Here is a 10,828-nt window from a genome sequence, read left to right on the forward strand (position 1 = left end):
TAGCGACGGTGATCGACCTCGCCAGGCGGCGTCGGACGTCGTCCCGGGCCGCTCGCGGCGTCGTCCCGCCCGGTGGCCGGCCGGTTCACGCCCCCGTCACGCGCGTACGGCAGGATGGCGCCATGGACAGGCAGCAGGAGTTCGTGCTCCGCACCGTCGAGGAGCGGGACATCCGCTTCATCCGTCTCTGGTTCACCGACGTGCTCGGCTCGTTGAAGTCGCTCGCGGTCGCGCCGGCCGAGCTCGAGGCCGCGTTCACCGAGGGCATCGGCTTCGACGGCAGCGCGATCGAGGGCCTCACGCGGGTCTACGAGGCGGACATGCTCGCCAAGCCCGACCCGTCGACGTTCCAGATCCTGCCGTGGCGCGGCGAGCGGCACGGGACCGCACGGATGTTCTGCGACATCCTCACGCCCGACGGCGAGCCGTCCCTCGCGGACTCGCGCCACGTCCTCAAGCGCGCCCTGCAGCGCGCCGCGGACAAGGGGTTCACCTTCTACACGCACCCCGAGGTCGAGTTCTACCTGTTCGAGAACCCGGCGGACCCCGAGAAGCCCCTCGTGCCGGTCGACCAGGGCGGCTACTTCGACCACGTGCCGCGCGGCACCGCCCACGACTTCCGGCGCGCCGCGATCACGATGCTCGAGTCGATGGGCATCTCGGTCGAGTTCTCCCACCACGAGGCGGGACCGGGTCAGAACGAGATCGACCTGCGCTACGCGGACGCACTCACCACCGCGGACAACATCATGACGTTCCGCACGGTCATCAAGGAGGTCGCGCTCGAGCAGGACGTCTACGCGACGTTCATGCCGAAGCCGCTCGCGGACCACCCGGGCTCGGGCATGCACACGCACCTGTCGCTCTTCGAGGGCGACCGGAACGCGTTCCACGAGCCGGGGGCGCCGCTGGGCCTGTCGACGACGGCCCGGCGCTTCATCGCGGGCCTGCTCCACCACGCCGCCGAGATCACCGCGGTGACCAACCAGTTCGTGAACTCCTACAAGCGCGTGTGGGGCGGCGCCGAGGCGCCGAGCTACATCTGCTGGGGGCACAACAACCGCTCGGCGCTCGTGCGCGTGCCGATGTACAAGCCCGGCAAGGGCAACTCGACGCGCGTCGAGTACCGCGGCGTGGACTCCGCGACCAACCCGTACCTCGCGTACGCGCTGCTGCTCGCGGCGGGCCTCAAGGGCATCGAGGAGGGCTACGAGCTCCCCGAGGGCGCCGAGGACGACGTCTGGGAGCTCACCGACTCCGAGCGCCGCGCGCTCGGGATCGAGCCGCTCCCCTCGTCCCTCAGCCGGGCCGTGTCGGTCATGGAGCGGTCCGAGCTGGTCGCCGAGACGCTCGGCGAGCACGTCTTCGACTTCGTGCTGCGCAACAAGCGGGCCGAGTGGGCGGACTACCGCGCCCAGGTCACGCCGTTCGAGCTGAAGCGGTACCTGCCGGTCCTGTGAGCAGCGGCCCGGGAGGTACCGGCGCACGGGGGGAGGCGAACCCCGACGCGCGGCGCGGCCCGAGCGTGCGAGCGCTGCTCGCGCGCGCCGGGTTCCTCGACCTCGGACGCGCTGCGGCCACGCTCGAGGACCGGGACCTCACCGAGCTGCTCGCGCCGCTGACGGACCTGCCCCTGCTCGACGCGCTCGGCGTCGTCGCCGCACCCGACGAGGCGCTGCTCGGGCTCAGCCGCCTGGCCACGGCCGTGCGGGGGACGCCACGGGCCGACGACGTCCGGGCAGCCCTCGCGGTCCCGGGCCCGGTGCGCGACCGGCTGCTCGCGGTCCTCGGCGGCTCGAGCGCCCTCGCCGACCACCTCGTGCGCCACCCCGAGGACGTCGCCGCGCTCGCCGACGACGGCGTGCTCGGCACCGAGGACGTCGTGGTGCGGGCCGAGCTCCTCGCGGCGGTCGGTGCGGACCCCGACGGGCCCGGGGAGCCGGTCGCGACCGTCGCCGGGCAGGCGGGGGTCGACGCGCTCCGGCGCGCCTACCGCCGTCGCCTGATGGCGGTCGCCGCCGCCGACCTGGTGAGCTCCGAACCCCTCTCGCTGATGCCCGGCGTCGCCGCGGCGCTCGCCGACCTCGCGGGGGCCGCGCTCGAGGGTGCGCTCGCCCTCGCGCGTGCCGAGCACCCGGACCACGCGTCCGTGCGGCTCGCCGTCATCGGCATGGGCAAGTGCGGGGGACGCGAGCTCAACTACGTCAGCGACGTCGACGTCGTCTACGTCGCCGAGCCGGCGGACGGGCACGACGAGAGCGCCGCGCTCGCGGTCGGCGCACGCCTCGCGACCGCGCTGGCCCGGGTGTGCTCGGGCCCGGGGGCGGAACCGGCCCTGTGGCCCGTCGACGCCGCGCTGCGGCCCGAGGGCAAGAACGGACCGCTCGTGCGGACGGTCGCGAGCCACGTCGCCTACTACGAGCGCTGGGCCAAGACGTGGGAGTTCCAGGCCCTGCTCAAGGCGCGCACCGTCGCGGGCGACCGCGACCTCGGCCGCGCGTACACCGACGCGATCCGGCCCATGGTCTGGGCCGCGGTCGAGCGCGAGAACTTCGTCGAGGACTCGCAGGCCATGCGTCGCCGCGTCGAGGACAACGTCCCCGCGGCCGAGGCGGACCGCCAGCTCAAGCTCGGCGTGGGCGGCCTGCGCGACGTCGAGTTCACCGTGCAGCTCCTCCAGCTCGTCCACGGGCGCTCCGACGAGTCGATCCGCAGCCCGAACACGCTGCGGGCGCTCGCGGCCCTGTCCGCGGGCGGGTACGTCGGCCGGGAGGACGCGGCGCGGCTCGCGGTCTGCTACCGGCTGCTCCGCGTGCTCGAGCACCGCATCCAGCTGCACCGGCTGCGCCGGACCCACCTCATGCCGACGTCCGAGGCGGAGCTGCGTCGGCTCGCCCGCTCGTCACGGCTCGAGCCGGCCGGTCCCGAGGCCGTCCTCGAGCGGTGGCGCGCCGTGCGCCGCGACGTCCGCAACCTGCACGAGGAGCTCTTCTACCGCCCGCTGCTGCCCGCGACCGCGACGCTGACGCGCGAGGAGGCGAGCCTCGCGCCCGAGGCGCAGCGCGCACGCCTCGCCGCGATCGGCTACCGCGACCCCGCCGGGGCGCTGCGCCACATCGCGGCCCTCACCGAGGGCGTGAGCCGCCGGGCCGCGATCCAGCGGCAGCTCCTGCCCGTGCTGCTCGGCTGGTTCGCGGAGGGCAGCGACCCCGACGCCGGGCTGCTCGCGTTCCGTCGCCTCTCCGACGAGCTCGGGACGACGCACTGGTACCTCAAGCTGCTGCGCGACTCGGGCGTCGCGGCGCACCGGCTCGCGTGCGTGCTGTCGACGTCGCGGTTCGCGGCCGAGGCGCTGTCCCGCTCGCCGGAGTCCGTCACGTGGCTCGACGCGGACGCCGAGCTCGCGCCGCGCTCGCGCGAGCGCCTCGGCACCGAGGCGGACGCCGTGCTCACGCGGGCCGAGGACGCCCAGGTGGCCGCGATGCTCCTGCGCGCGATCCGCCGCCGCGAGACGGCGCGGACCGCGGTCGCCCAGGTCCTCCAGGAGCGCACGCCGCAGGAGGCCGCGGCCGCGCTGACCGCCGCCGTCGACGTCGTGCTCGGCGGTGCGCTGCGGATCGCCGAGCACGAGCACCGCACGGGACCGGACGGTCTCCTCACGCGGTTCGGCGTCGTCGCGATGGGACGCCTCGGCGGCGCGGAGCTGGGCTACGGCTCGGACGCCGACGTGATGTTCGTGCACGACCCGCTGCCCGGCGCCGACGAGTCGCTCGCGCAGGCGCAGGCCGTGTCGATCGCCATGCGGCTGCGTGCGCTGCTGGCAGCCGTGGGTCCCGAGCCGGTGCTCGAGGTCGACGCCGACCTGCGCCCCGAGGGGCGCAACGGGCCGCTCGTCCGCACGCTCGCGTCGTACGGCGAGTACTACCAGCGGTGGTCGGCGCCGTGGGAGAGCCAGGCACTGCTGCGCGCCCGGCCCGTCGCGGGCGACGCCGACCTGGGGGAGCGGTTCGTCGCGCTGGTCGACCCGCTGAGGTACCCCGCGGGCGGTGCGGACGCCGCGGCCGTGCGCGAGGTGCGGCGCCTCAAGGCGCGCATGGAGGCCGAGCGCCTCCCGCGCGGCGTCGACCCGGCGCGACACCTCAAGCTCGGACGCGGCGGGCTCAGCGACGTCGAGTGGACCGTCCAGCTCCTCCAGATGCTGCACGGGCACGACGTCCCGGCGCTGCGCACGACGTCGACCCTCGACGCGCTCGCGGGGGCGCAGGACGCGGGTCTGGTCGCGGCCGACGACGCGGCGGTGCTGCGCGACTCGTGGGTCCTGTGCTCGCGGCTGCGCGACGCCCTCGTGCTCTGGACCGGACGCGTGGGCGGCAGCGGCGGCGACGTCCTGCCGCACGACCGTCGCGCGTTGGGTGCGCTCGCGCGCCTGCTCGGGATGCCCCCCGCCTCAGGGGCCGAGCTCGAGGAGACGTACCTGCGGACGAGCCGTCGCGCCCGCGCGGTCGTCGAGCGCGTGTTCTACGCCTGACGTGGCCCGGGCCCGGCCCGATCGCCGGCGCGATCCCGGCCCGGGACCATCGCCGCGCCACGGGCACCGTCCCTGTGCTTCGCTGGGGCGGTGAGCGAGGACGACGTCATCGACGCGCTGCTGACCACACCCGCGCGGTGGGCCGTCGTGGGGCTGTCGACCAACACCGCGCGGCCTGCCTACGGGGTCGCGGCGTACCTGCAGCGGCTCGGCCACGAGGTCGTGCCCGTGCACCCGCGCGCCGAGACCGTGCACGGCGCGCGGGGGTACGCGCGCCTCGCTGACGTGCCGGGCGAGGTCGACGTCGTCGACGTGTTCGTCAACTCGTCGCGCGCGGGCGCGGTCGTCGACGACGCCGTCGCGGTCGGCGCCCGGACCGTGTGGCTCCAGCTCGGCGTGCACGACGCGGAGGCGGAGGAGCGGGCTCGCGCCGCGGGGCTGACGGTCGTCACGGACCGCTGCCCCGCGATCGAGGGGCGCGCACGGCGCCTGGGCTGAGCGGCGCGGCGACACCCCTCAGCGCAGGTCCGCGATCAGGTCCCCGTCCTCGTCGAGCCGGCGCAGCACCTCGTCCGGCCCGAGCTGCTGCATGCCCTCGGTGACCTCGTCCCAGTGCCGCGGCGCGGCGACGGCGGGCCGTTCGCGACCGCGCAGGGAGTACGGCGTGACCGTCGTCTTGGCCGGGTGGTTCTGCGACCAGTCGACGAGGACCTTGCCGGGGCGCAGCTCCTTCTTCATGTTCGCCACGACCGTCCGGGGGCTCGCCGCGGCGAGCTCGTGCGCGACCGTGCGCGCGTACTCGCGCACCTCGACCGCCGTGCGCCGGCCGTCGAGCGGCGCGTAGAGCTGCATGCCCTTGCTGCCGCTCGTCACGGGGTAGGTCCGGTCCAGGCCGTCCTCGGTGAGCCGGTCCGCCACGAGGCGCGCGACGCGCACGCACGCGTCGAGGCCCGCAGGCGGCCCGGGGTCGAGGTCGACGACGAGGCGGTCGGGGTGGTGGACCTTGCCGCGCGGGCCGACGCGCCACTGGGGGGTGTGCAGCTCGACCGCTCCCTGGTTCGCCGCCCAGACGAGGCCCGCGAGGTCGTCGACGAACGGGAACTCGACCTCGGTGCCCTCGTCCTCGCCACCCGGGCTCGCGCGCAGCACCCGGCGTCGCAGCCAGTCCGGTGCCCCGCGCGGGACGTTCTTCTCGAAGAACCGTTCGCCCGCGACGGACTCCGTGAACCGGATGCGCGTGACGGGCCGGTCCCGCAGCTGGGGCAGGATCGCCTCGGCGACCTGGGTGTAGTACTGCACCATCTCGGCCTTGGTGAACCCCGTCGACGGGTAGAGCACGCGGTCGAGGTGCGTCAGGCGAACGCGGCGGTCGCCGATCGCGACCCACTGCGCGTCGTCGGCGGGCGTCACGCGTGCCCCCGCCCGGTCACGGCGCGTCCCACGGGTCGACCGGCGCGTCGGTGCGCAGCCCTCGCACGACGGGCTGGCGCAGGCGGCCCGTCCGGGTGCGCGCGAGGTAGGCGACGTCGACGACGGCCCCGGGCTCGCACCAGACCGCTCCCCGCGCGTCGACCGCGGGGACGTCGTCGACGGGGCTCGTCGCGCGCTCGAGCGGGCGCAGCGTCCGCACGAGGTCCTGGCCGCGTCGCCCCGCGAGCCCGCTGCCGACCTTGCCGAGGTACCGCCAGACGCCCTCGGCGTCGGGTGCGGCCAGCAGCACGGCGCCCAGGCGCGACGTCGTACCGCCGCCCGAGGCGGACGTCTCGGGGCGCCAGCCGACGACGGCCGCGGTCCGGGTCGACCGGTGCGCGGCCTTGACCCAGTCCCGGGAGCGGCGACCCGGCTGGTAGGTCGAGGAGCGCCGCTTCGCGAGGACGCCCTCGAGGCCGTGCTCGAGCGTGACCTGCCACAGGGCGTCGAGGTCCGGGTAGACGGGGGAGAGCTGGACGCGATCGGGGAGCGTGAGGCGCTCGAGGGTCGCGCGGCGCTCGTCGAGAGTCCGCCGCGTGAGGTCGACGCCGTAGAGCACGAGCACGTCGAACACGACGAACGTCGCCGGGCTGCGCTGCGCGAGGCGGGCGGCCCGCGCGCCGTCGCGCACGTGCATGCGCTCGGCGAGCGCCTCGAAGGACGGCACACCGCCCGACATGACGACGACCTCGCCGTCGAGCACCGCGCCCTGCACCGTCGCGAGCGGGGCGAGCTCGGGGTACGCGGCCGTCACCTCCCGGCCGGACCGGGCGCGCAGCCGGAGGCGGTCGCCGGTCGTGTCGGCCAGCACCCGCACGCCGTCCCACTTCACCTCGTACGTCCAGTCCTCGCCCCGGGGCAGGTCCTTCCCCTCGGGGGCTCGGGTGGCGAGCATGGGCTGCACGGGTCCATCCTGCACAGGTGGGTGATCATCGGCACCCGGACCGAGGAGGAGCTCGTGCGCGCGATCTGGAAGGGTGCCGTGGCCTTCGGGCTGGTCAACGTGCCGGTCAAGCTCTACGCCGCGACGGGTGAGCACAGCGTCCCGCTGCACCAGGTGCACCGCGAGGACGGCGGCCGCATCCGCTACAAGAAGGTCTGCAGCGTCGACGGCGAGGAGGTCCCGTACTCCGACATCGCCAAGGGCTACGAGACCGACGACGGCCGCATGGTCGTGCTCACCGACGAGGACCTCGACGAGCTCCCGCTCGCGACCGAGCGCGAGATCGCGGTCGAGGAGTTCGTGCCGGCCGACCAGGTCGACCCGATCATGCTCGGCAAGACGTACTACCTCGAGCCCGAGCGCACGGCGGCGAAGCCCTACGCGCTGCTCCGCGAGGCGCTCAAGACGACGGACCGGATGGCGGTCGTGAAGGTCGCGCTGCGGCAGCGCGAGTCGATGGCCGTGCTCCGCGTGCGCGACGACGTCATCTGCCTCCAGACGCTGCTGTGGCCCGACGAGGTGCGCGCGGCCGACTTCCCGATCCTCGACGCCGAGGTCCAGGTGCGCCCGCAGGAGCTCCAGATGGCGGCGTCGCTCGTCGAGTCCCTCGCGGCCGACTTCGACCCGTCGGAGTTCGCCGACTCCTACCAGCAGGCCCTCGAGGTGCTCATCGAGGCGAAGGTGACGACGGGGAGGACGGTCTCCGTCGCGCGCCCCGAGGAGGAGGACGACTCGGGCGGCGAGGTCGTCAACCTGCTGTCGGCGCTCCAGCGCAGCGTCGAGCGCGCCCGCGGCGCGCGCGGCGGCCAGGCGTCCGCGGCCGCCGAGGCCGAGGCGGAGACGCCCGACGAGAAGGCTCCCGCGAAGAAGGCCGCGAGCCGGCGACGGACGGCGTCCGACGGCGACGCGAAGCCCGCCGCCCGCTCGACGCGCCGCAAGGCCACCGACGACGACGCCCCGGCCAAGCCCGCACGCGGTCGCGGCAAGGCCGCCGCGGCGGACGCCGAGGCCGCGCCCGCGAAGAAGACGACGCGCCGCCGGGCGTCCTGAGGGCAGCCGGCGTGCCCCACGACGTCCCGGACCCCGGCGTGCCGACCGACGGTTCCCCGGGCCGCGACGACGTCGTGCGCGCGCTGCACCGGATCGCGTTCCTCCTCGAACGGCGCCAGGAGTCGCAGTACCGGTCGCGCGCCTACCGGGCGGCGGGGGACACGCTGCGCGCGCTCGACGACGACGCATGGGCGGCGCACGCGCGCGACGGCCGGTGGCAGGACCTGCCGGGTGTGGGTGAGCGCACGGCCGGCGTCATCGCCGCGGTGCTCGACGGTGAGCAGCCGCGCGTGCTCGCCGACCTCGAGGCGGACCTCACCGAGCGCAACCGTGCCGCGACCCCCGAGGGGCAGGCGCTGCGCGACCTCCTCCGGGGCGACCTCCACGCGCACACCGAGGCGAGCGACGGCAGCGCGTCCCTCACGGACATGGCGCTCGCGGCGATCGAGGTCGGTCATGAGTACCAGGCGATCACCGACCACTCGCCACGGCTCACCGTGGCCAACGGGCTCTCGGCCGAGCGGCTTCGCGGCCAGGTGCGGCGCGTCGCGGCACTCAACCGGTCCCTCGAGGACGCGGCCCGCGCCACGGGCCGGCCGTTCCGGGTCCTCACGGGGATCGAGGTCGACGTGCTCGACGACGGCACCCTCGACCAGGAGCCGGCCCTGCTCGCCGAGCTCGACGTCGTCGTCGCGTCGGTGCACTCGAAGCTGCGCATGGACCGCGCGGCGATGACGCGGCGGATGGTCGCCGCGGTGCGCGGCCCCGCGACGGACGTGCTCGGGCACTGCACCGGGCGGCGCGTGCTCGGGCGGGAGCGGCCGCAGAGCGAGTTCGACGCCGAGGCCGTCTTCGCGGCGTGCGCGGAGGCGGGGGTCGCCGTCGAGGTGAACAGCCGGCCCGACCGTCGGGACCCGCCGCACGCGCTGATCGACGTCGCCGTGGCGGCGGGCTGCCTCTTCTCGATCGACTCGGACGCGCACGCCCCGGGGCAGCTCGACTGGCTCGTGGACGGGTGCGACCGGCTCGCTGCGCACGGCGTCGACCCCGACCGCGTCGTGACGACGTGGCCGGTCGAGCGGCTCCTGGAGTGGACGCACCGCCACTGAGGGCCGCAGGTGAGCACAGGGCGGGCACCAGGGCGGGCACGAGGCGCGCACGGCCGGCCGGGTTACGCTCGCGAGGTGCCGAGGCGTGCACGAGCGAGGGTGCGACCCGCGTCGTCGTCGGATGCGGGCGGGACAGTCGTGCGGCTCGTCGACGTCGGCACGGACGACGCCGACCCGTCGGTCCCGACGCGTCCTGACGGAGGGGGTCGCCGGGACACCGACGGGTGGGGCGCGCCGTCGGACGGCCGGTCCGCGCGCGGCGGGCGCCGGACCGGGAGCGGGCCCCGGCCCCTGACCCGTGCCCCGACCGCGGCCCGGGCCGCGTCGGCGCTCGTGCTGGTGGCCGCCGTCCTGGCGGGCGCGCAGGCCGTCGAGGACCACCGCGCCGCCGAGCGCGCGGCCCGCTTCGCCGTCATGCCGGGGACGGTCGCGCCGCTCGACCGGCCGCTCGTCGAGTCGTGGTCCGTCACGGGCGTCGCCGGCGTCACACGGGTGGGACGCCTCGCCCTCGTGACCAGCGCGGACGACCGGACGGTCCGCGCCGTCGACGTCGTGGACGGGCGGACGGCGTGGCGGCTCGCGACCGGCGGCCCGGCGCCCGCGGAGCGCTGCCTCGGCGACCGGTCGACGGACGCGGTCGAGGTCCTCGTGTGCTTCCGTGGCCGGTCGGGCGGCGGTGCCCCGGGGACGGTCACGGCCGTCGTCGTGGACGCGTCGGACGGCAGCGTCCTCGCCCAGCGACCCACGCACCTGCCGTCGCACGGCGCCGCGATGGTCGGCGGCGACCTGGTGACCGTGCAGCAGCGCGACCGCGTGCTCGACGTGCGGCGGACCGACGCCGTCACGCGCGCCGAGGTGTGGGCCGCGCGGATCGACCTCGCCGGCGGGCGGCAGAGCGGCTCGGGCGCGGGACGCGTGCGGGTCGAGCACGGCGTGGTGGTCGTGGAGGGCGCCACGACGGGTGTGCTCGACGCGGCGACGGGCCGCGTGCTGGGCGTGTGGCACGCCGACGGCTGGACGGCCTCACCGCTGCAGCCCGCGCTCGACGGTGCGGACGTCCGGGTGGGGACGAACGGCTGGGCCGTCTCCGGCGAGGCGGCCGCGGGCCGGCGGTCGTCGGCGGCGACGTGGTTCGACCGCACCGGTCGCCCCGTGGCGACGCTCGACGGCGCGCTCGTCGAGCCCGAGGTCTCCGACGGGTCGCTGCCCGAGGTCGTCCTGACCGCGCGCCCCGACACGCGCGAGCTCGTCGCGACGGACGTCGCCGCGGGCCGGGAGCTGTGGCGTGCGAGGGCCGCCGGGACGGCGCTCCTGCGCCGCGACGGCGCCGCCGTCGTCGCCGGTGCCGGCCGCGTCGCGTCGGTGGACCTGCGGACGGGCGACGCGCGCTGGGACGCCGCGGTGCCCGGCGTGGTCCCCGCAGGCGGGAGCGTCACCGACGGGTCGACCGTCGTGGTCGTCGTCGAGCGGTCCGGGCGCGCCCGGCTCGTGGCGCTCGACCTCGACACGGGCTCGGTGCGGTGGGAGGCGCCCCTCCCGGGGGACGTCGCCCCGCTCTCGCAGCGCGTCCACGACCAGGTGCACGTGACCGTCGGCGAGGTCGCGGGCCGCGTCGTCGTGCTCGCGGACCGCCTGGTCGCCGGGATGGCGTGACCGGCCCGATCCGGGACCAGGTGCCCTTGCCCGGGCCAGGGCGGCTGCGCATAGTGGTGGCCCTGCAGGTCGCGA

At 76.0% G+C, this 10,828-nt stretch carries 8 protein-coding genes; 6 read left to right on the top strand and 2 right to left on the bottom strand.

Annotation, left to right across the window (positions count from 1 at the left end; all coding sequences use genetic code 11):
• The first annotated feature begins 122 nt into the window (after positions 1-122).
• The 3 genes from IEV86_RS00715 (at position 123) to IEV86_RS00725 (ending at position 5,026) form a co-directional block, all read left to right on the top strand.
• Positions 123-1,460: a glutamine synthetase family protein gene (locus IEV86_RS00715; protein ID WP_043606222.1), complete on the top strand. Its 1,338-nt coding sequence runs from the start codon at positions 123-125 to the stop codon at positions 1,458-1,460.
• Positions 1,457-4,528, top strand: a complete 3,072-nt coding sequence (locus IEV86_RS00720; protein WP_081978701.1) for a bifunctional [glutamine synthetase] adenylyltransferase/[glutamine synthetase]-adenylyl-L-tyrosine phosphorylase — start codon at positions 1,457-1,459, stop codon at positions 4,526-4,528. The genes IEV86_RS00715 and IEV86_RS00720 overlap by 4 nt, the downstream gene beginning before the upstream one ends.
• A 90-nt stretch (positions 4,529-4,618) precedes the next feature.
• Positions 4,619-5,026: a CoA-binding protein gene (locus tag IEV86_RS00725; protein WP_052426168.1), complete on the top strand. Its 408-nt coding sequence runs from the start codon at positions 4,619-4,621 to the stop codon at positions 5,024-5,026.
• Positions 5,027-5,044: 18 nt separating this feature from the next.
• Here IEV86_RS00725 and ligD (IEV86_RS00730) read toward each other — a convergent pair whose 3' ends face one another.
• Positions 5,045-5,938 (bottom strand): non-homologous end-joining DNA ligase, encoded by an 894-nt coding sequence (gene ligD, locus IEV86_RS00730; protein WP_043606231.1) that lies wholly within the window; start codon positions 5,936-5,938, stop codon positions 5,045-5,047.
• A 16-nt stretch (positions 5,939-5,954) separates the two neighbouring features.
• Positions 5,955-6,893 carry a non-homologous end-joining DNA ligase gene (gene ligD, locus IEV86_RS00735; RefSeq protein ID WP_081978704.1) on the bottom strand — a complete coding sequence of 313 codons (939 nt, stop codon included), beginning with the start codon at positions 6,891-6,893 and terminating at the stop codon, positions 5,955-5,957.
• Between the two features lie 63 nt (positions 6,894-6,956).
• On the opposite strand from ligD (IEV86_RS00735), the gene ku reads away from it, so the two are divergent.
• The 3 genes from ku to IEV86_RS00750 all read left to right on the top strand — a co-directional run bounded on the left by ku (position 6,957) and on the right by IEV86_RS00750 (position 10,753).
• Entirely contained in the window at positions 6,957-7,991 is a 1,035-nt protein-coding gene (ku, locus tag IEV86_RS00740) for a non-homologous end joining protein Ku (RefSeq protein WP_043606249.1), read from the top strand.
• Positions 7,992-8,002: 11 nt separating this feature from the next.
• On the top strand, positions 8,003-9,100 hold the full coding sequence (locus IEV86_RS00745; protein WP_229734422.1) for a PHP domain-containing protein: 1,098 nt from the start codon (positions 8,003-8,005) through the stop codon (positions 9,098-9,100).
• Positions 9,101-9,238: 138 nt separating this feature from the next.
• A complete protein-coding gene (locus tag IEV86_RS00750; protein ID WP_188484515.1) occupies positions 9,239-10,753 on the top strand; it encodes an outer membrane protein assembly factor BamB family protein in 1,515 nt (504 codons plus the stop codon).
• Positions 10,754-10,828: the final 75 nt, after the last annotated feature.

Origin of the sequence: Cellulomonas carbonis (genome assembly GCF_014636275.1) — a bacterium.
Lineage (GTDB): Bacteria > Actinomycetota > Actinomycetes > Actinomycetales > Cellulomonadaceae > Actinotalea > Actinotalea carbonis.

Coding starts and splice junctions, on each gene's coding strand:
- IEV86_RS00715 (WP_043606222.1), top strand. CDS start 123: ATGGACAGGCAGCAGGAGTTCGTGCTCCGCACCGTCGAGGAGCGGGAC.
- ligD (WP_081978704.1), bottom strand. CDS start 6,893: ATGCTCGCCACCCGAGCCCCCGAGGGGAAGGACCTGCCCCGGGGCGAG.